Raw genomic sequence first — 21,438 nt, forward strand, 5'->3', positions numbered from 1 at the left:
GGCTGTCATTCGAAGACCTTGAACCGCTCGTAGACCTGGAACAGCTGTTTTTGTGAATTGACGGCCATCTTTGTCATCGCAGACTTCAGCTGTTTTCGAACGGTATCCTGCTGAACACCCTTGACCCGGGAGTAGTCTGAAAGCGGCTGCAGCGCTATGACAGCGGCAATGGCGGCGCTCTCGCTTCCACTCAGTCCAAAAAACTGGCTGATACGGTCGAGCGTACGCGGAGAGAGAATGTCCTGCGGATTGAGCACCACGATCTTGTAGGTCACCCAGCGTGCCGGTTCCAGTCGTCCGTCAACGAAACGGGGGAGCGGGTTGAACACCTGTACGGCGTAGGTCGTGTTGGTTTTGCTATCGAGAAGACGCACCAGTGGCGCTTCCCCGTTTCGAACGCGCCGGTGAACCGCGTCCAGCTTCTTTTGTTCCTTTGGATTGCGGCAGACCAGCCTGCCATTTTGTATTCTCACGAAACCCAGGTCGAGGATATCCTGCGCGATTTGGTTGACGTATTCGGTCTCGCCATTGGCAAGCATGATGACGCCATGGGTTTGCGCATCGTTGGACGACCTGTGAACGAGTTCCCGTTCACCGGTTTCCATGCGCAGCTGCCGAAGTTGAAGCGCCTTCCTGGCATGGACAACGAGCCTCGAAAAATCCTCCATTACCTCTTTGGAGAAGGTCCCGTCTTTGCGCATGCTTGTAACACCGAACCAGCCAAGGCGACCGTCAACGGTGATGTTACTGCCCATGATCCTGTTCACATCGTATCGCGGAAACAGATCGTGATGGATCGGACTGGAGCGTAAACCTTCTTGTGTATTGAACTGATCGTCCGTCATGACAGCCCCCACAGGTGATTTCGTTATGAGTTTTAAGCGGTAATCGATGTTGACATAGTGCTGGTGGTATTCATCGAGAAAACTCGGATCCATATTGGCGGTGAAATTAATTCCAATCGAAGAGTTATCCTTCCCAAGAAGACATAAATGAGATTGAGCCGCACCAAGGTAAGTAACTATTTTTGAAAGAGTTTCTGAAAACAACCTCTCCGTTTCTACGCTCTCATATAACTCTGCGATAAGCTTCTCGAGTTGCTCGGACATTGCTAAAACACAACATTCTGACAGTAAAAAAATATGAAGAATGGCACGACAAAAACTATGCAATCGTATACACAACTCTAAGGGGAGGCAATAACGTATTCCGTGAGGAATTATTTTTCTCGCGTGCCAAAAAAATTAACAAATGGTTAATTAGGGTGCAAATGTTGACCACACGTCATTTTAACACCCCTCAACGCATTGAAACTCTAAAGCTTTCTCCGAAGTGTTGTTTACGCTGCGTATTTTCTGCGGCTTCGTCTGAAGGCAAGGTTAACAAACTTCTTGGTTAACGCAGCCCCCATTTGGGGAATGGCTCAAATTGAAACAGTCTGCCAAGTCTGCTCGTGCATTTCAGCAAGGGTGATTTTTACACCCATTCTTTAATCACCGGTTGTCCCTCACGGGCAACCGGTGGAGCTAGTCAGGAATGGATTAATGCCTAATAACATCAATCTGTCGGAATTTTTCGACTCCATCCGCGCCACTCTGGCGGACATCAAGAACAGCACTTCCACGATCAGCGACGTTGACGTTGTCGGTACTTACATCGAAGAAGACGGCAGCGATCCGACCCCGGACGTCTCCAGCATCAATTTCGTGAATGGGACGACCGGTGCCGATGTACCGCTCGAAGGAACATCTGGTCTTGATCTCGTGCTTGCCAGAAGCGGAAACGACATGCTTGTCGGTTACGGCAGCATCGACATCCTGCTCGGCAGCGACGACGTTGATACAATTGATTATTCTTACCTGAACAGCACAGAAAACGGCATCTTCATCGACCTTCGCAGCGGTATCGCCGTGAGCAAGGGCGGCGATATCGATCTGCTGTCGTCCATCGAAAATGCCATCGGCACGGTCAATGACGATGTCATGCTCGGCAACGGCCTGAACAACATCTTCTTCGGCAACGGCGGCAGCGATATCATTGACGGCCGTGGCGGCTCCAAGGACGTTGCCCAGTTTGCAGGCAAGGCTGAAGATTACGACATCAAGACCAACGAAGACGGTTCCGTCAGCATCACCAACGGCACCGGCACGACCACCCTTTACAACATCGAACTGGTTCAGTTCGGCGAAGGCAGTGAAGTCGGTGACATCCATCTCTTCAGTGTCACGGATGGCGCACTCGTCGCTCATAACGATGCGATCGACGTCACCGAAACCACCGGCGACGACGAAGCGGAAGTTGCAGCGACATTCAACGTTCTCGGCAACGACGACGAAATCGGCGAAACCGGCGGCCAGGTCATCACCCAGCTGGCTTTCAAAACGGCTGGCGGCTCGATTGTAAACGTTGATGCCGTCGCTGATTCAGATGGCATGCTGGAGGTCGAGGGCAAATACGGCACCTTGTTGCTGAACGTCGAAACGGGCGAAGCCAGCTACGTCTATTCCGAAGAAGCGAACCGCCTTGCCGATGGCCAGGAGGGTGTCGATACCTTCGTTTATCAGGTTGTCGGTGGCGACAAGGCCGAATTCAAGGTCACGGTTACCGGTAGCAACGATGCTCCGACGATCGGCGGCGATCTCTCGCTGAACTTCCTGCCCATCGTTGAATGGCCGGGTGCGGAAGACGAAGGCTACGTCCATACCCGCGGCGGTGTCTTCGAGATCAACGATCCCGACACGGTCGTCAATCCGGACAATTTTGAAGTCCAGATCAGCGAACCGAACCTTTCCCTGGCCTCCGGTGCCGGTGAAATTCTGGAAATGCCGGGCGATATCTACGCTGCGCTGACAGCCAAGGATACGAATTTCCTCTTCTGGACATTCGACCAGTTCGACGACCAGGGCCGGGTAACCTATTCCTACAAGGTCCAGGACAAGGCTATCGACTTCCTTGCCGAAGGCGATGTTCTGACGATCGACTACACGCTTACAGTCCAGGACAAGAATGACCCGGACTCCTTCGTCGAGCGTCCGATCACCGTGACGATCATCGGCACCAACGACCAGCCGGAAATCCTCGTCGAGCAGAGCGTTCTCGACTTCGCGGTCGACGAAGAACTCAACGCCAATCCGCAGAATATCGGCGAATTGAGCGGCAACATCGTGGTCGACGATCCGGATCTGGGCGACACGCTCTACATCTCGGTCGAAGGCGATGGTTCGCCGACCTATTCGGAAGGCGCTCTTCCGGATGGTGTCGATATCAGCAGCCTTCTGGCATCCAGCAACTTCAACTTCACCAGCGGAGACGCACTGGACAACATCTTCTCCGTGCCGAAGGGCGAAGATGGGAATGTTGAATTCACCTATGCCTACAACGGCTCGGCTCCACTCGACTGGCTGGCGGACGGCGAAACGCTGACCCTGACGTTCGACGTCAAAGTCAGCGACCGGAACTGGTTCCCGGAAGGCACCGACGCCACCCAGATCACCATCACGATCACCGGCACAAACGACGTTCCGACACTGACTGCAGTTGACGTGAGCGGATCCATCGTTGAAGGCGATCCGTCAACCCTGTCCGACAGCGGCTCGATTGACTTCTCCGATCTGGATCTCTCCGATACGCCAACGGCGACCTTCGCAGTCAAGAGCGTTGAAGGTCTTGATGGTGTCGGCCTCACCGCCGGCCAGATCGCGAATATCCAGGCCGGTTTCGGGCTGTCCGCTGATCCGGGCAACACGAACGACGGTACGATCAACTGGTCCTACAGCGTCGCGGAAGAGCATCTTGACTTCCTCGCCGCAGGTGAGCAGGTCGAAGTCGTCTACACCGTGACGGTCGATGACGGCAACGGCGGTGTCGTGGATCAGGATGTCACCATCACGATCACGGGCACCAACGATGCTCCGACGATCGGCGGCGATCTCTCGCTGAACTTCCTGCCCATCGTTGAATGGCCGGGTGCGGAAGACGAAGGCTACGTCCATACCCGCGGCGGTGTCTTCGAGATCAACGATCCCGACACGGTCGTCAATCCGGACAATTTTGAAGTCCAGATCAGCGAACCGAACCTTTCCCTGGCCTCCGGTGCCGGTGAAATTCTGGAAATGCCGGGCGATATCTACGCTGCGCTGACAGCCAAGGATACGAATTTCCTCTTCTGGACATTCGACCAGTTCGACGACCAGGGCCGGGTAACCTATTCCTACAAGGTCCAGGACAAGGCTATCGACTTCCTTGCCGAAGGCGATGTTCTGACGATCGACTACACGCTTCGGGTTCAGGACACGAATGACCCGGACTCCTTCGTCGAGCGTCCGATCACCGTGACGATCATCGGCACCAACGACCAGCCGGAAATCCTCGTCGAGCAGAGCGTTCTTGACTTCGCAGTCGACGAAGAACTCAACGCCAATCCGCAGAATATCGGCGAATTGAGCGGCAACATCGTGGTCGACGATCCGGATCTGGGCGACACGCTCTACATCTCGGTCGAAGGCGATGGTTCGCCGACCTATTCGGAAGGCGCTCTTCCGGATGGTGTCGATATCAGCAGCCTTCTGGCATCCAGCAACTTCAACTTCACCAGCGGAGACGCACTGGACAACATCTTCTCCGTGCCGAAGGGCGAAGATGGGAATGTTGAATTCACCTATGCCTACAACGGCTCGGCTCCACTCGACTGGCTGGCGGACGGCGAAACGCTGAACCTGACGTTCGACGTCAAAGTCAGCGACCGGAACTGGTTCCCGGAAGGCACTGACACCACCCAGATCACCATCACGATCACCGGTACCAATGATGGACCGATGTTCTCTGGCGGTGTCTTCGATGGCGTTCTCGAGGAAGCCAATACCCCGGCACAGCTTGAAACATCCGGTGAGGTCTTGTTCACCGACCTAGACCTGTCCGACACGCCGGAAGTGACCGCTCAGTTCACCTCTGTCGAACCAGTCGCAGGCAGTGGTTTCACGCTGACGGAGGGGCAAAAGCTTGCCTTCACGAATGCGCTGACGGTGCAGCAATCGGCCGGTAACGCCAACAACGGAGGCGCCACCTGGACCTTTGCAATCGCCGCAACGGCACTCGACTTCCTCGCCCAAGGCGAACAACTGGAAGTCAAGTACCTCTTGACCGTTACGGACGATAGCGGTGCGACGGACACGCGGGAAGTGACGGTCGTCGTGACCGGCACCAACGACGATCCCACGATCTCCGATGCGGATATCCTGGGCGAGGTGACGGAATCCGGTGTCGGGGAAGACGGTACAGACGTTGCCACTGGCCTGATCGTCGGAATGGACGTCGATATTCGGGACGTCCTGACCTACTCCGCCTCTGTCGTCGACGGGGCACTGGGTCAATTCAGCATCGATGAGGATACCGGTGAATGGACCTATACCATTGACCAGTTCAACGCCAATGTTCAGGCCCTCAACGAAGGCGACAGCGTCGAAGAAATCTATACGGTAACCGTATCCGACAACAACGGCGGCACTGTCACCACCGACGTGACCATCACCATCAACGGCACGAACGATGCCCCGACTATTGAGGACTACACGGGTTCGTTCACTGTTGTTCACAGCAACTCCAACAACGACGAAAGCAGCTTCAATCTTCTTGAGCTTCTGGCTGCCAACGACGTTGATGATGGTGAAACGGAAACGCTCCAGATCGATGAGATCTCGGGTACGCTCAGCCTGTCCATCGCAGGCCATCAGGTGACGCTGGATATCGCAGATCTGGAAGCCGCAGGGCTTCTGAACATCGGTGAAGCCGACGGCAGCGTAACCTTCACCCATAACCTGGAACGCATTATGGCCCAGGTAATGGATCAGGGCGAAACCGCCAACATCTCCGGTACGATGACTGTCGTGGATGTCAATGACGCGGTCTCCAACTCCGCCGAGTTCGATATCGAACTGTCGGTAGATCCGGACAAGACCAACACCTTCGGCGGTGACGACTGGACCACCGCGGACGGTGCGGGCGAAATCCCTGAAATGCTTATCCCGACATTTGACGGAGACGGCGACGGTCCGCTGGTCGTCTGATCATGAAACTTCTGGAGAGGGCGCACGCGCCCTCTCCTCTCTTCTTTTTTATGTTTTTTTTTGGAGAGTCTACATGGCTGTACGCAGCGCAAGGGAAAGCGTTTATCCCGCTCTCAAGGTTTATCGCTCTTCCTGGGCCGGGTTTCTTGCCGTTGGTTTCTTTTCGATCTTTGTCAATCTCGGAACTCTGGCCTCACCCCTCTACATGCAGCAGATCTTCGACCGGGTGATGCAGAGCGGCCACCTCGAGACACTTGTCTTCCTGACGATGATCGTGATTTTTTTTCTGGCTGTGATTGCGGTTCTTGATGCAATCCGCGGCTCCATCCTCGCCAGCATAGCGAAATGGTGGGATGAAACCGTACATGCCGACCTGCTGCATGCCGTCATCCAGACGGCCAGGTCGACGGGCAAGTCCCACTCTCATGCAATGAACGACCTGGCAACCATCCGGCAATTTGTTGGCAGTTCGAGCGTGCTACCTTTCTTCGATGGGCCCTGGGTGCCCTTCTTTGTCGGTGCCATTATTCTCATCCACCCTGCCCTCGGCTTCGTCGCCATCGCGGCCGGTGTGCTCTTGGTGATAATCGCAGGCATCAACGACACGGTCACTCGCCGCCGGATGGCGGGTGCTGCGGCGGCTCGTGTGCGGGCACAGCAGACGATCGATATCGCGACGCAACACGCGGAAAGCGTCTACAGCATGGGAATGCTGCCTGGCGTTCTCGCCCGCTACCGGAACGACAACGAACTGGTGGCCAATTCTACTTTCGCCGTCGCCGCCTTTTCAGCGAAGACCGCCGCGATCACCAAGTTCATCCGGTTCACGGCCCAGATTAGTGTCCTTGGTCTCGGGGCCTATTTTGCCACGCTGGGTGAAATCACCCCAGGTGGCATGATTGCAGCGTCAATCATCATGGGGCGTGCGCTTGCGCCTGCCGAACAGGCCATCGGCGCCTGGCGAGGCATCGTCGGTGCGATGCAGTCCCATCGTCGGCTGAACGATATTTTTCTGGCAGCTCCACTCCACTTCGACCGGACCCAGCAGCCGGAACCCAGTGGGCACCTGCAGCTCAAAGGTGTCAATCTGCTCGTTTCAGGCCAGGAACGGCCGTTGCTGCGCAACATCACGATCGATATCAAGCCGGCAACCCTGAATGCAATCGTCGGCCATTCCGGCTCCGGCAAGAGCACCTTGTGCAAATTGTTGATTGGCGCAATGGATCCGAGTTCCGGTTCGGTCCGTCTTGACGGTGTCGCCATGCGCAATTGGGACCCGCAGCAACTCGGCCGGAACATTGGCTACCTGTCGCAGTCCGTGGAACTGCTATACGGCACTGTGAAGGAAAACATCGCCCGGATGGGCGAGCCGGACGATGAAAAGGTTGTGACTGCCGCGCGCCTTGCCGGTTGCCACGACATGATCAACGCTCTGCCGAACGGCTATGAAACCCTGATCGGCCCGGGCGGACTTCGTCTGTCCGGCGGACAGGCCCAAAGGGTCGGTCTGGCCAGGGCGATCTACAACAAGCCCAAGCTGATCATCCTCGATGAACCGAATTCCAACCTGGACAGTGATGGCGAAGCCTCGCTTCAGGAGTGCCTTGTGCTCCTTCGGGAACAAGGCTGCACGGTCATCATTGTAAGCCACAGACCCTCTGCGCTCTCGAAAGTCGATCTGATCATCACCCTTGCGGACGGCACGATTCAAAAGACGCAAACCGGCGAGGAGTTCATGAAGCACGCCATCCGCCCGGTCAGCGATATCCTGCAGAAACTTGGCAAGGTCCAGCCGGCGCAAGCGAAAGGCGCTTCGCCGGCCAACGAAACTCAGGGAGGTCAGTGATGAAAGAGCAAAATAACCCGGCGTCGTCCCTCCGTCGCTCCATCCGGCAACACTGGATCATGGGTTCGTTGGTCGTCGCGGTTTGTTTCTTCGGCACGGGAATTTGGGCAAGTTTCGCGGAGCTGTCGTCAGCCGCCATCGCCGCCGGCAAGGTCAGTCCGGACGGAAGCTTGCGCGTGGTGCAGCATCTGGAAGGCGGAATTGTACGCCATCTCAATGTCAAGGAGGGCGATGTCGTCAAGGACGGTCAGCTTCTCATGGTTCTTGACCAGGCATTGGCAACGGCGAACTATCTGTCGATCTACCGCAAGCACCAACGCTATGTGGTGACCAGAGACCGGTTGCTGGCGCAAGAGCGTGGCGATGAAACCTTTGAGGTCCAGATGCCGTCGGTCATGTCGGCCGACAAAAGTTACACGCAGTTCGTTGCCAACGAGATTACAAAATTCAAGGTACGGCGCGAGCTGCTGGGAAGGCAGCAGTCGACCTATCATGTGCAGGCAGGCCAGGTTGAAGCCGAGATCAGCAGCCTGAAGGCCCAGATAGACGGCATGGATGATCAGATCCTGCTGCTTGACAAGGAGCTGGATAGCAAAAAGGTCCTGATGGACAAAGGCCTGATGCGGCAGCCTGAACTCCTGGCTCTGCAACGCAAGCGGGCCGAACTGTGGTCGGAGCGCAATGCCATCGGATCAACGATCGCTCGTGCGCGGCAGAAGATCGAGGAAATCAAAATCGCGGAACTGACGGCCCTAAGCGAAGAACGCGAAAAGGTGGCCAAGGAGTTGTCGGAAATCAACGCGGAGATTGCGCAAGCTGACGAGGCGCTTTCCGCGACTTCGGACATCCTGAACCGCACAGAGATCGTCTCTCCGATCGAGGGGCGGGTGCTCAAGGTCAACTACAAGACGGTCGGCGGTGTCGTGCGGCCGGGCGAACCGATCATCACGATCGTGCCCGAGAACGAGGAACTCATCCTCGACACGCGCCTGCGTACGTCCGACATCGACAACGTGATGATCGGGATGGACGCCAAAGTTCAGCTCACCTCCTTCATGGGGCGGCACATGAAGCCCTTGACAGGGGAAGTCTTCCAGGTTGGTGCGGACGCCGAAACGGACGAGCAGACGGGAGAGCAATTCTACACGGTGCGGGTCAGGGTTACGTCCGACGACATCCGGGAGGCCGGAGGCGGTTTTGAGCTGGTGCCAGGCATGCCCGCGCAGGTCTTCATTCAAACAGGAGCCCATACGCCGATGCGCTATCTGCTGGATCCTGTGCTGCAATCCTTCGGGCGGGCGTTCCGGGAAGAACGCGTACTCTAAAGCGGCTGTCGCGTGACCCTAAAATCAGAAGGCGTTGCCGGGTTTGGAAGAACAGAACCCGGCAACGCCTTTCGGCGTTTTAGGCATGCCGCAGCGACGCAATACCTTGCATGGTTCACGCCGCCAGATAACCACCGTCTACCGGAACGATCGCGCCATGAACGTAGGAAGCGTCTTCAGACAGAAGGAACGCGACGACCCGCGCAATCTCCACAGTCGCGGCCCAACGGCCGATCGGGATGCGGGCGTCGATCCGTGCGCGCCGTGCCGGATCTGATCGCGCGCCTTCGGAAATGCGTGTTTCCACCCAACCCGGCGCGACCGCGTTGACCCTTATACCGGTTCCTCCCCAGGCAACGGCAAGGGATCGGGTGAGGGCAGCGACCGCCCCCTTGCTGGTGCCGTAAGCAGGCGCAACGGGGTTGCCGAACCAGCTCCACATGGAGGCGATGTTGACGACGGAACCGTTGCCGCGTTGAAGCGCATCGCGCGCGGCCGCACAGGAGGTGAGCACGCCGGTGACATTTACCGCCATCACCTTCTCGAATACCGCTGCGTCCCATTCCCGGCTGTACTGGATCGTGCCCGCACAGGTGACCAGGCCGCCGAGCTCTTGCACTTCTTCAAGGAGATGGGCAAGCGCGGCCACATCAGTAACGTCAACCTCGACAAACCGGGCAGCTTGCGGAAAGCCTTCCTCCCGTTCCAGGCCTGCGGCCGTTACCTGCCAGCCGCGTTCGGTCAAAAGCTGCGTTGTCGCAAGACCGATACCTGTACCGCCGCCGGTGACCACAACATTTCTTGATGGCGGCATCGATCAATGTCCTTCGTCGAGCAGTTGCATCGCGCGAACGAGGTCGGAGACGCCGAGTTTGCGGTAGTAGTTCGGCGCATAGGGGGCTGTGAGCGCAACCTCGGCAATATGCTTCAGTTCCGCTGAGCCGGTGACGCCGAATTCTGCGAAGGATGTGGGCAGATTTATCCGTCGGAAGAAGGCCGCAAGGGTGCGGATTTCCTCCTCGGACCCCTGCCCGGCTGCCAGTTGTGTCAAGGTGCCGAGAGCGACCATCTCCCCGTGCAGCAACCCTGAGAGCGCCGGTGTGACCGACAGGCCGCGCACCATCGCGTGGGCTATCGACAACCCTCCGCTTTCAAAGGCAAGGCCGCTGAGAAGCACGGTGGCCTCCACCACGCGCTCGAAAGCTTCGTTCGGGCCTTCGGCCGACATCGCCGCTTCGCTATCGGCAAGAAGAATATCGCTGGCACGCGCGACAATGGCCTGGGTGAGTTCTGTTGGTCGGCCTGCAAAGAAGTTGAGACCACCTCCGGCAAGAGCGCCAGCCAGCTCATACGGCTTTGACATCGCATCGCCAATACCGGCTGCCAGAAAGCGACGTGGTGCCCCGGCGATGACTGCCGTGTCGACCAGGACAAGGGAGGGGTTGGTCTTCATGTGACGGACGCCCTCAACCGCATGGTCCGGCGTATAGACAACGGCAATGTGGCTGGTCGGGCTGTCGTTGGAGGCGATGGTCGGCACGATGGCAACCGGCAGTCCGCGTTCGATTGCAGCTCCCTTGGCGGTATCGATCGCCTTGCCCCCGCCGATGCCGACAAGAAGCCGTGCATCGCCGGCTTCCCTTGCCCTGGCGGTGATTTCCGCCGCGGTACATTCCCCCCCGAATTCCATGAGGCGGGCGTCGGGAAGCTGGGAGCTGATGCGGTCACCAAGCAGGTCGCGGGCTACCGGATCAATGACCACCGCCGCAGGGCCACCGCCAATGATGGCAATTTCCTCGGCCAGGCGGTCGATGGCTCCCGGTCCCTGCACATAGCGCAGTGGAGCGCCCAGAATGCGCATTGTCATGAGTTATCCTTTCACCGCGCCGGCGGTCAGGCCCTGGACGAAGTAACGAGAGAGCGTGATGAACGCTATGAACAACGGCATGGCAATCAGTGTGGAGCCCGCCATGATATCTCCCCATCTCAGGTCAAAGGCGCCGATCATCGAAGCCAGACCCAGGGGCACCGTCTTGTTCGCGTCCGATCCGATCATGACCAGGGCAAAGGTGTAGTCGGTCCAGGAAAGGAGAAAGGCGAAGATCGCGACCGTTACCAGCCCGGGGACCGACAGCGGCAGCACAACACGCAGGAAAGCCCCCAGGCGCGTGCAACCGTCCACCATGGCTGCTTCCTCAAGCTCGAAGGGCATTGTCTTGAAGAACCCCCACAGGAACCAGACGCCGAGCGGCATCGTGATGGTCAGGTGGGAAATGACCAGTGACAGCAGCGTATCGTTGAGGCCGATTGCCGCGAACATTGCGTAAAGTGGGATTGCCAGCAGCAGCGGCGGGAACATGTAGGCATAGAGCATGCCGGCGATGATCATCTGTTTGCCGCGAATGCGCTGGCGGGTAACCCCATAAGCGATCATGACGGACAGAAGCATTGTCAGGGCAACGGTGGTCACTGCAACAATGAGACTGTTGAGGAACTGCCGCGGATAGTCGGTCTGCGCCAACAGGCTGGTGTAATACTCAAGCGTCCATCGCTGCGGAACCAGAGACGGATTCATGAGCATTTCCTGAGTGGGACGCAGGGAAGAAACGACCATCCAGTAGATGGGAAAGGCGCTGTAGACCGCCAGAACGATCACCGCGAAGTAAAGTCCCGCCCGGCCGGCAACGCGGCGAGCCTGGATTTGTCCACTCATTTGCCTTCCTCCATCGGGAACACCCGGAAATAGATTGCAACGGCGACCATCAGGACGAAAAAGGAAAGCGTTGCGATCGCTGCGCCGCTGCCGATGTCATAAAGGGCAAATGCCTCCCGGTAGGACAGGACCGGCAGATGTTCCGTGGCACCAAGCGGGCCGCCGCCCGTCGTCAGCCAGATGACGTCGAACTTGTTGAACATCCACACGCCCCGCAGAAGAATGATGACCGTCAGGATCGGGCGCAGCGACGGCAGGGTCACGTGAAAGAAACGCCGAACGGGCCCGGCACCGTCTACGCGCGCCGCTTCATAGAGTTGGGTCGGAACTGTCTGCAGCCCGGCGAGAAAGGTCGTGGTGACGAACGGGGTCCACAACCAGACCGAAATCAGGATGACCGACGTCATGGACGCGGTCTCGGTCTCGAACCAGTAGATCGGCGGCAGGCCCAGGTCATCCATCAGAACGGTGATGATGCCGAGTGAGCCGTCAACCATCCACTTGAAGACCAGCACCGCGACCACCGTCGGCAGAAGATACGGCAGGAACGTCAGTCCGCGCAGCAGAGAGCGGCCGATGAAATTCTGGTTCAAGAGCAACGCGAAGCCGATGCCCAGCACCACCTGCAGGACAATCGCCAACCCGGCATAGACGAAGCCGTTCCAAAGCGCGTTCCAGAACTCTGCGCTTGCAAGAACCTTGGCGTATTTTGCGAAACCGACCCAGACCGGATCGGCCGTAAGCGACGGCATGTCATAAAAACTGAGCGAAACCGCATAAAGCGCAGGCCCGACAATCAGGACAAGGGTCGCAAGAAACCCGATACCGAGAAAACCCGGCAACAACCAGCGAGTCATTCACGAACTCCAGATGGTGTGAAAGTGAGGGGAGCTTCCACTCCCCTCTCCGTTTCGTCACTTGATCACTTCACGCATTTTGGCTGCGGCCTGATCCACGGCCTCTGCAGAATCCATCTCGCGAAGGATCTTGTTCTGCAGCATTTCAGGCATGACGAAGGACTCGAACACCTTGCCGGGTCTGACGTCAGGCGCCGGGCCTTGCGTATCAATGGAGGTGAGCACAACCGACTCGTCGGTCACAAGTTCTCGCATCTGCTCGACCACACCAGAGTATTTCTGGATCATTGCATTGTCGCGCCAACGCTGGTCTTCATAGATATCAAGTCGCGTCGGCTGGAAGTGAACCGGTGCGGTATGCAGGAAGTCGACCATGCGATCGGTCGTAAGCCACCGCATGAAATCCATCGCCGGACCAGTGTTGTCCGTCTTCAGGACCACCCAGCCGTCGTAGCCGTGGCTGACCGCCTTTTGCTTTCCGGACATATCCATGTAGGGCATGACGCCAAGGTTCTCGGCCAGGGTCGGGTTGTCCCGCTCTGCAGCTTCCAGAACACGTCCGGCATAGGCTCCGTGGGCCACGGCACCACCAACCAGGTTGGACAGGACATCGGAATAGCTGGCCTGAAGAGCACCCGGAGGCATCGTCCCGTAGAGCTTGGTCATGAAGTCGAGGTAGGCGGCTACCCGAGGCTTCATCTCGTCGTTGTCCAGGATCACGTTCCATTGGTCGTCGAACAGCTTGACGCCCTCGGCCCACAGGAAGGCAAACGACATCCAGTTGGTTGCACCGTTCGATCCGATCGGGAACAGCGCGCCTTTCTGGCGGCCCTGGACAAGCGCCTCGCTGTTCTGGACGAACGCATCCCACGTGTTCGGCAGGGACAGACCGTTCGTCTCATAAAGATCCTTGCGGTAATAGATCAGCGCAAGGTTGTAGTCGAACGGGTACCAGTACACCTTGTTGTCGATGGGGAAGAGGATGTTGTTCCCCCACTGGTATTCGTCCGTCAGCTCGTTCAAGGGGACGATTTGTTCCTGCTCGGCCAATAGCAGCACGTGGCCGATGAAACCGACGTTTGCCACGTCATAAGGGGTTCCGGAGCGAATGCCATTGGTGATCTTGGTGAAGCTTTCGCCAAGCGGTACGGAATCGATGACGACCTCGACGCCGGTCTTTTCCTGATATTCCTTGGCCACCTTCGAGAAAAAGGCGAGCGTGTCCTTGCCCGTTTCGCAGTTCAAAAACCGGATGGGCTTGTTGCCCTGGGCGCGGAGCGCCGGGGCCGCAAGGGACGAGGCTGCCAGCCCGGCGCCGGCGATGCCCATGGTCTTGAGGGCCTGGCGTCTAGTCCAGAGACCTGTCTCGAATTTGCTCTTAGTCATGTTTCTCCTCCAATTGACCGCTTTCAGGTGCGGCTAAACCCTTTTGTTCAAGCTGCCCCTCCCGGCATCTCGAGGCGTTCACCGCTGGCGCGGTCAAACAGGTGGATTGATGCTGCGGGAAGAGCGAGTTGAACGCTCTCACCAACCTTGATGTCGTCCCTGCGCTGGGTCATGACCCGCAGGCGATGACCAGCCGTCTCGCCGATGAAAAGCGTTTGCGAGCCGAGCTGTTCGATGCCCCGGACCGCGAACTCCGGACCTTCGTCGGAAATCGTGATGGCTTCCGGCCGAATGCCGGCAATCACCTCCCGCTCACCGGTAGCGCTGCGGGCAGGAATGGAGACATCAGCCGACAGGCTGAGAAAACCGTTCTTGAGGTCAGCTTCAACGAGGTTCATTTCAGGCGAGCCGATGAAGCCCGCGACGAAGGCGTTTGCCGGCCGGTCGTATACCTCCAGCGGCGAACCGATCTGCTGCACATGTCCGTCGCGCATGATGACGATCCGGTCGGCAAGGGTCATTGCCTCCGTTTGATCGTGCGTGACGTAAAGCATTGCCTTGCCGATGCGCCGCTGAAGAAGGGCGATTTCCTCCCGCATCCTGGAGCGAAGCTTCGCATCCAGGTTGGACAGCGGTTCATCGAGCAGAAACACCGCCGGGTCGCGAACAAGGGCACGGCCGAGTGCGACACGCTGCATCTGTCCGCCTGAAAGCTGGCCGGGCTTGCGGTTGAGCAGGTGCGTGATGTCCAGCATTTCTGCTGCAGCGTCGACCCGCCTGGAGATCTCGCCCCCTTTCATGCCGCGCATCTTGAGACCAAACGACATGTTGCCGCGAATGGTCTTGTGCGGATAAAGCGCGTAGTTCTGGAACACCATGGCGATGTCACGGTCCTTGGGCTCCAGGGTGGTCACGTTCCGGCCACCGATATGCAGTTCCCCGGCGCTGATCGTTTCCAACCCCGCGACCATGCGCAGGGTTGTCGATTTCCCGCATCCGGAAGGGCCAAGCAGAACGATGAGTTCGCCCTTGGCGATCTCAAGGTCGACGCCTTCCACCGCAACCACGGCCCCATAGGTCTTGCGCAGTTTGCGCAGACTGACTTCCGCCATTACTTGGCCTCCCCGGTTGCCCGCACGGTTTTGTGGTTGATCGGTGTGAGGGCTTCCTTTGCCTCCCGGAACCGAACGAAGCCTTCGTCGTAAGTCGCCGTGGTCCGGGCATTGGGCGTCAAGGTCTCTGCCACGCGGATGACGCGGGCAGCGTCATTGGTGTCCGAGAAAACGCCCGTACCAATGCCCGCGATAAGCGCTGCACCGAAGGACGCATCGCCTTCGGCGGGAACTTCGATCGTCAGTCTTGTGACATCCGCAATGATCTGCCGCCACAAGGCGCTGCGTGTCCCCCCGCCGACGAGACGGGCGGTGGTGAAGCCCATGCCGCGCTGTTGCAGAACGGAAAGGCAATCGCGCAGCGTATAGGCAACGCCTTCATAGAGAGCCCGGCAGAAATGCGGTGCTCCATGCTGGAACCCTAGCCCTACGAAAGAGGCGCGCAAGTCGGGGTCCCAGTAGGGGCTCCGCTCGCCGTTGAGGTAGGGATGAAAGAGCAGACCTTCCGACCCTGCAGGGGCTTCGGCAGCTTTGGCATCCATGCCCTCGAAACCCATGTCCGAGAAAAGCGCGTCACGCAGCCAGCGATGGGCCGAGGCGCACGAGTTGGTTCCCAGGATCGAGTAGTGATGATCGGACACCAGGTGCGGGTAATGTATGACATCGTCGGAAAACCGGGGAGCGTCCGTCAATGTAGAGACCGTGCCTGCCGTGGCGAGCTTCAGGGCTCCGATGCCTTTGCGCGTCATGCCCGCTGCATAGGTTTCCGCATTGGTATCGGAGGTTCCGCAAATGACCGGTGTGCCTTCCTGCAAACCGGTTTCCTGAGCGGCCCCTGATGTCACGGTCCCCGTCGTCGCCGTCGATGCAACTATTTCCGGAAGAACATCGGTTTCAAGCCCTCCCATCGCGCAGAGTTCAGACGACCAGCCCCCTGAACGTGCATCGGCAAGCATGAGCCCCCAGGCATCCGTGATGTCGGTTGCATCGCTGCCGTCGAGACGACGGCGCAGCCAATCCTTGGCCGGGCGAAGCCGGCGGATGCGGCTGTGCGTTTCCGGCTCTTCTTCCTGCAACCAGATCAATTGCGGCAGCGTCCAGGTGGGGCTGATGCGATTGCCCGAAAGGTCAATGATCTGAGCCCCGCGCGCTGCTCTTTCCCGCACAACCTGAGAACCGGAACGCTGGTCATTCCACATGATCGCGGGCCGCAATGTGCTGCCTGACTCGTCTTCGAGCACGTGGGTGTGCGCTCCGGCTGTCACGGAAACCGCAACGATGCGATGCGGCTCCAGGCCGCCCTGCCAGATCTTCTGCAAGGATGTGACGAGTGCCGACCACCAGCCTTCCGGATCCTGTTCGCTGAATCCGGGTTTCGGTGTGAGTGTTTCGACCGGACAGGAGGCCGAAGCCACGACCTTCCCGTCCGTGGTGATGACCGTCGACTTGAGCGATCCTGCTCCGAGGTCGATCCCAAGCAAAAGGGCGTCAGACATTTGCACCCCTGTCCCGGTACGGATCGATGGAGCCGGCGCGCGGTGGAAAGCCGAGTTTGCCGGGATTGAAGAGGTTTTGCGGATCAACGGAGGCCTTGATACAGCGCAGAATATCCATGCCGACGCCGTGCTCTCCGTCCATCCAGGGTCCGCGGAAAAGGCCGCTTCCATGGTGGTGAGCGATCGAGCCGCCATGCGCGAGCGTTTCACCGTTGACGATGTCCCACATATTTTCATGCAGCGGCAAGGCTGCAGACTGATCCATGGGAGGAAGGCGCAAGGTCATGTATTGGCACACGCCTTCCGGATAGACATGCGACCAGTGGGCACTGAAATGGGCGTCCTTGGAGACTTCCGCAGCAATCCGGGCTGCGATCGTGTCGTAAAGCGAAGAAGCCTTGCTCCAGTTCACCGAGACTTCGAGCGTGTCGTTGTAGTAGCCTTTATCAAGCCACTGTTTCGTAATGGAGACGTAGCGCTTTGCCCGCCATTCGTCGAAGGGACGTGTTTCCGTTTCCACGGCATCCACGCTCTTTGCAAACTCGCGTACCAGTGCCGCTTCTGCAGCCACAATGGCTTCTTCGCCGCAAACCACGATGTTGGCCATCACCGGGCGCGTTTCAAAAGCACTGATGCCTTCGGTGCGCGAGGCGGTTTCCTTTTCGTCATAGAGACGAACGATGCGCGGATGCAGCCCCGCCTGCATGATGCGCTTGGCAAGCGAGAGGGCAGCTGTGCGATCGGGAAGTGCCAGCACGATCGCCTCTTCGGCGGGCGGCAGCGTCCAGATGCGCAGGGTCAGTTCCGTTATGACGGCAAGCGTGCCTTCACTGCCGACGATGATATCGAGAACCGATGGTCCGGAGGCCCGCTTGGGAAGCGGTCTGATTTCCAGCACGCGCCCATCCGGCATGACCGCCTTGAGGCCAACGACAATGTTCTCGATTTTGCCGAAGCGGCTCGATTCCTGACCACCGCCGCGGCAGGCGGCCCACCCGCCGACCGTCGAGATGGTCAGCGATTGCGGCAGATGACCGGATGTAAAACCTTCTGCGTTAAGCGCGTCTTCGAACACTTCGCCGTTCATGCCGGCTTCGACCGTTACCAGATGGTTGTCCCGGTCGATCTTCAGGATGCGGTTCATGCGCTGCATGTCGAGCATGACTTCGCCGCCCAGGGGAATGATCCCGCCGAGAACACCGGAGCCGCTGCCATAGGGAATGAGGGGGTGATCTGCCTTGCTTGCCTTCCCGACAATTGCCGAGACCTGCTCCGTTGTGGCGGGGCGCACGACGAGGCCTGGCAGCGTACCGACCAGGGCGCCTTCCCTTGCACGGAAGTTCGCATAGGGCAGACGGTCGTGTGCATAGCCGGCGCGCGAACCTTCGTCCACCAGGACGTTTTCCGCACCGACCAGCTCCGAAAGCTCGGAAACGAGATCACGATTACTCAAAGATTTTTCCTCCTCCATGCCCAATCGGATTAGTAGAAATCGCGTTGGGCAAACGTTTGCTCAAGCACAAACAATTGCACTTTGGTCTGGATGTCAAGCCCGGTTTGCTGAATTTCAGATGGAGGCGACCGATGCGCGCACGATGAGATCGCCTGGAGGAAGAAGGAGACTTTCGAGCGCTGAGCCTTCGTCGGGCGCAGTTCCCTGGATCAGGTCGATGAGCCGGCTGGCTGCCGCGCGTCCCATTTCCTGGGAGGGTAAAGCCACTGTGGTCACCTGGGGATAAACGACCCGGGCAAGCAGGTCGTCATGCATCGTGACGACGGAAACATCTTCCGGCACACGGAGCTTGAGTTCGTGCAATCTGGCAATGGCCGCAGCTGCGGTCAGCAGCGTCGCGGCGTGAATAGCGGTCACGCCGCAGGCCAGCAGTTTGTCGACGGCCGCAGGTACGGCTGCAGGATCGTAGCCTGCCTGGGCAACGAATTCCTCGCCGTGGTCGAGGCCGGCGGCTTCCAGAGCCTGTTGCCATCCCTGACGCCGCATGTCGCCATTGAACCGGCCGAGCCGCCCGGCCAGATGCCCGATCCGGCGATGCCCCATGGCGATGAGGTGCTCAACCCCGATGCGGGCTGCCTCGCGGGTATCGATCGCAACGCAATTCCGGTCACCGGCCAGATGTCGGTTGAGGATCACATGCGGCAATCCCGTGCTGTTCAGCATCTGTCGCAACCGGTCATCCTCATCGAAACTCGCGATGATGACACCCTCGATGATGCTTGATCGAGAAATGTCCGTGATGATCTCGCGCCCATCGCCCTTGTCATAGGAGACCAGAAGGGCAAAACCTTTCTCGCGTGCCTCGATTTCGGCTCCCACAATCGCCGAAGCAAAGATCGGGTTTTCGATCTGCGGGACAACCATCAAAAGTGTCGAGGATTTTGCGGTTTTCAGGGCTCTCGCAACCGGGTTGCCGTGATAGCCGAGACGTTCGGCCGTTTCCAGAATATGGGTTCTGGTCTTTTGGGAAACACGTCCCTTGTTCTGAAGCACGCGCGAAACTGTCGACACGTTGACACCGGTTGCCTCTGCCACATCGCGCAGGGTTACAAGTGGTTTTTTGCGCTTCATTTCCCCTCCCCTGGAAACTGATGGATCCAGAGCTCAGAACCTGATTTCGCAAAATCTGCGCAAGCAGGTCTGTGCTCAGATCAATGTTCGCACTTCACATGCGAACAAAAGCCGTGAATCCAGTCTCATAGCAGTTTTGGCGCCAAGAACGCCATCTATTGAATACCCGGCCATTTCTCCGGCAGTTTCAAAGTAAAGGCCGATCCTATTCCCGCCTGACTTTCAAAAGACAACTCTCCCCCGAGCAACCTGGCAACCTGGGAAGAGATGTTGAGCCCGATACCTGTGCCGGGAATTCCCGCAGTGCCATGACCGCGAAAGAAGCGGCTGAACACGCGCTCCTGTTCCTCCGGCGGAATACCAACGCCTCGATCGTGCACGGAGATGAAAATGGACCTGTTCTGCGCCCGGACACTCACTGAAACCGGCTCGGTAACCGGCGAATATTTCACCGCATTCGATAGAAGATTGTTGAGGATCTGTTCCGCAAGCAACCGGTCCGTCTCGATCGTTTGGGGAACCTTGTTGCCAATTTCCAGGGAAAAAGCCCGCTCCGGTGTCTCTTCACTCTGACGGGCGACGACCCGTTGAATGAGATCCTCGACATGGCAGTTTCCGGGTCTGGCCGTCACCTGTCTTTCTTCGAGCCGAACGACATCCAGCGTCGCTTCCAGCAGGCTTGTCAAACCCCGGACCTCGGAGCGCACCTGGCTTGCCCGTTGCCTGATTTCGTCGGTTGGCATCTGGTTCCCGCTCCGCAAGACGCGCTGCATGGCGGAATCGATGACGGCGAGCGGGGTTCGAAACTGGTGAGAAACCAGGGCAACGAAACTGCGATAGATCTCGGCGGTTTCGCGTTCACGCAAGAGCGACAGCCGGATGCGTTGCTGTTCGGCCATCGCCCGCAACATCGTGAAGGACAGAAAGGCGCCGAGAACAATGATCGCCACGATGGAAATGATGACCTGCACGATTGCGGCACGTTGATTGTCGAGCCGCGCACCCGTTGCTTCCCATTGCCGGACCATGGACTGGTTTCCGGCGCGGCCGAGATCCTCAATCAAGGGCTGGAGAAGGTCGTGAACGGCAGAAGCCGTCTGGACGTCGCCATATGACATGTCCAGGATTTTTGCCTCAAGCGCTCGTAGCGCCCCAGCCACCTTTTCCAGCTTTCCGTCCAGGCCAAGCTCTCGCATGTAGCGTCGTTGAGGCCCCTCCGATAACAGGTTCAGGCGGCTAAGCATCACGTTGTATCGTTTGTCCAGTTCAGCCGCCTTGCGGGAGATGCTGCCGACATGACGGGAAACCTCGGCATCCAGCAGGAGCGCCGCGGATTGCGTTCGTGAGATCGCCCACAGCATGTTGTCCCCCTCGTTGCGCCGCAATTCCGCTTCGGTATCGAGAAGCCGTGCGAGGGAAAAAACGAGCAGCAAGACGAAGGCAACAGACGCAGTGCCTGCAACGATATAGGCGACAAGATCGCTTCTGCGCGTCATTTGATCTTCAGTTGGATCAACTGCCACACCCAGCGATAGTCGTAACGGATGTCCTGAAGGTCGGAATGGCCGTCCCGGGGATAAACGATCCAGAAAGGGCCCTTGTCCGAGGGTTGTAGCCGTTCGCCATCCATATGGGTTGCGACAAGAACATCGTACCGCACGAAGTCTTCCATCGGGATGTCGATGGTATAATCGTTGAGCGCACTGGCGGTAACCGTTGTGCCGTCGGCGCCGACGAATTCAAGCAGGTCGCGCATCAGGAAGCCGTCAAAGCGTTTTACGCCGTCCGTGACGACAGTTGAGGTCTCGAGGGTGTGACGGGGCAGTGCTTCCAGCAACGCATCGTCAAGATGCGCGGCGCCCGCTGAGTTTGTCTTGCGGATATTGCCGGTCACTGTCAGCCGGACTTCGCCTGCTGGGGCGGTCAATGACACGTTTTCCGATCGAGCTGTCGGAACGGATAAACCGACACCGATCAGCATGAGCATTGTCCCTGCAAATGCCTTTGACGGTTTGAGGGAAAAAAGCAGATTGGTGAACCTGAAGGAGCCGCGAAAG

The 21,438-nt window shown here is 58.3% G+C and carries 15 protein-coding genes; 3 read left to right on the forward strand and 12 right to left on the reverse strand.

The genetic code is table 11. The annotated features are described in order from the left end of the window. Positions 1 to 5: 5 nt before the first annotated feature. Positions 6 to 1,109: a hypothetical protein gene (locus tag FIU93_RS29995; RefSeq protein WP_152507964.1), complete on the reverse strand. Its 1,104-nt coding sequence runs from the start codon at positions 1,107 to 1,109 to the stop codon at positions 6 to 8. A 435-nt stretch (positions 1,110 to 1,544) separates the two neighbouring features. On the opposite strand from FIU93_RS29995, the gene FIU93_RS30000 reads away from it, so the two are divergent. The 3 genes from FIU93_RS30000 (at position 1,545) to FIU93_RS30010 (ending at position 9,233) form a co-directional block, all read left to right on the forward strand. Then, positions 1,545 to 6,062 (forward strand): VCBS domain-containing protein, encoded by a 4,518-nt coding sequence (locus FIU93_RS30000; protein ID WP_152507965.1) that lies wholly within the window; start codon positions 1,545 to 1,547, stop codon positions 6,060 to 6,062. Positions 6,063 to 6,135: 73 nt separating this feature from the next. Continuing rightward, positions 6,136 to 7,908, forward strand: coding sequence for a type I secretion system permease/ATPase (locus tag FIU93_RS30005; RefSeq protein WP_152507966.1), 1,773 nt, complete (start codon positions 6,136 to 6,138; stop codon positions 7,906 to 7,908). Further along, complete coding sequence (locus tag FIU93_RS30010; RefSeq protein WP_022999586.1) at positions 7,908 to 9,233, forward strand: HlyD family type I secretion periplasmic adaptor subunit; 1,326 nt, start codon at positions 7,908 to 7,910, stop codon at positions 9,231 to 9,233. The genes FIU93_RS30005 and FIU93_RS30010 overlap by 1 nt, the downstream gene beginning before the upstream one ends. Before the next feature lie 115 nt (positions 9,234 to 9,348). On the opposite strand, the gene FIU93_RS30015 is transcribed toward FIU93_RS30010, so the two are convergent. From FIU93_RS30015 to FIU93_RS30065, 11 genes are all read right to left on the reverse strand, one after another. Beyond that, positions 9,349 to 10,047 (reverse strand): SDR family oxidoreductase, encoded by a 699-nt coding sequence (locus tag FIU93_RS30015; RefSeq protein WP_152507967.1) that lies wholly within the window; start codon positions 10,045 to 10,047, stop codon positions 9,349 to 9,351. A gap of 3 nt (positions 10,048 to 10,050) precedes the next feature. Then, positions 10,051 to 11,100, reverse strand: a complete 1,050-nt coding sequence (locus FIU93_RS30020; protein WP_152507968.1) for a glycerol dehydrogenase — start codon at positions 11,098 to 11,100, stop codon at positions 10,051 to 10,053. 3 nt (positions 11,101 to 11,103) lie between these two features. Next, positions 11,104 to 11,946: a carbohydrate ABC transporter permease gene (locus FIU93_RS30025; RefSeq protein WP_022999583.1), complete on the reverse strand. Its 843-nt coding sequence runs from the start codon at positions 11,944 to 11,946 to the stop codon at positions 11,104 to 11,106. Then, positions 11,943 to 12,803 carry a sugar ABC transporter permease gene (locus FIU93_RS30030; RefSeq protein WP_022999582.1) on the reverse strand — a complete coding sequence of 287 codons (861 nt, stop codon included), beginning with the start codon at positions 12,801 to 12,803 and terminating at the stop codon, positions 11,943 to 11,945. Before FIU93_RS30030 ends, FIU93_RS30025 begins: the two co-directional genes overlap by 4 nt. Positions 12,804 to 12,860: 57 nt before the next feature. Beyond that, positions 12,861 to 14,189, reverse strand: coding sequence for an extracellular solute-binding protein (locus FIU93_RS30035; RefSeq protein ID WP_077293872.1), 1,329 nt, complete (start codon positions 14,187 to 14,189; stop codon positions 12,861 to 12,863). A gap of 47 nt (positions 14,190 to 14,236) precedes the next feature. Then, positions 14,237 to 15,301, reverse strand: coding sequence for a sn-glycerol-3-phosphate ABC transporter ATP-binding protein UgpC (gene ugpC, locus FIU93_RS30040; RefSeq protein ID WP_152507969.1), 1,065 nt, complete (start codon positions 15,299 to 15,301; stop codon positions 14,237 to 14,239). Then, positions 15,301 to 16,797: a xylulokinase gene (locus tag FIU93_RS30045; RefSeq protein ID WP_286202456.1), complete on the reverse strand. Its 1,497-nt coding sequence runs from the start codon at positions 16,795 to 16,797 to the stop codon at positions 15,301 to 15,303. Before FIU93_RS30045 ends, ugpC begins: the two co-directional genes overlap by 1 nt. Beyond that, positions 16,790 to 18,250, reverse strand: coding sequence for an FAD-binding oxidoreductase (locus FIU93_RS30050; RefSeq protein ID WP_173017463.1), 1,461 nt, complete (start codon positions 18,248 to 18,250; stop codon positions 16,790 to 16,792). The genes FIU93_RS30045 and FIU93_RS30050 overlap by 8 nt, the downstream gene beginning before the upstream one ends. Before the next feature lie 114 nt (positions 18,251 to 18,364). Next, positions 18,365 to 19,381: a LacI family DNA-binding transcriptional regulator gene (locus FIU93_RS30055; RefSeq protein WP_022999577.1), complete on the reverse strand. Its 1,017-nt coding sequence runs from the start codon at positions 19,379 to 19,381 to the stop codon at positions 18,365 to 18,367. Positions 19,382 to 19,536: 155 nt separating this feature from the next. Next, positions 19,537 to 20,877, reverse strand: coding sequence for a HAMP domain-containing sensor histidine kinase (locus tag FIU93_RS30060; RefSeq protein WP_152507972.1), 1,341 nt, complete (start codon positions 20,875 to 20,877; stop codon positions 19,537 to 19,539). Continuing rightward, the gene (locus FIU93_RS30065) at positions 20,874 to 21,362 is read right to left on the reverse strand and encodes a molybdopterin-dependent oxidoreductase (RefSeq protein WP_353621968.1); all 489 of its coding nucleotides are present in this window, start codon (positions 21,360 to 21,362) and stop codon (positions 20,874 to 20,876) included. Before FIU93_RS30065 ends, FIU93_RS30060 begins: the two co-directional genes overlap by 4 nt. Between the last annotated feature and the right edge of the window lie 76 nt (positions 21,363 to 21,438).

The sequence above is a fragment of the Labrenzia sp. THAF35 genome (assembly GCF_009363595.1).
In the GTDB taxonomy this organism is placed as follows: Bacteria; Pseudomonadota; Alphaproteobacteria; order Rhizobiales; family Stappiaceae; genus Roseibium; species Roseibium algicola.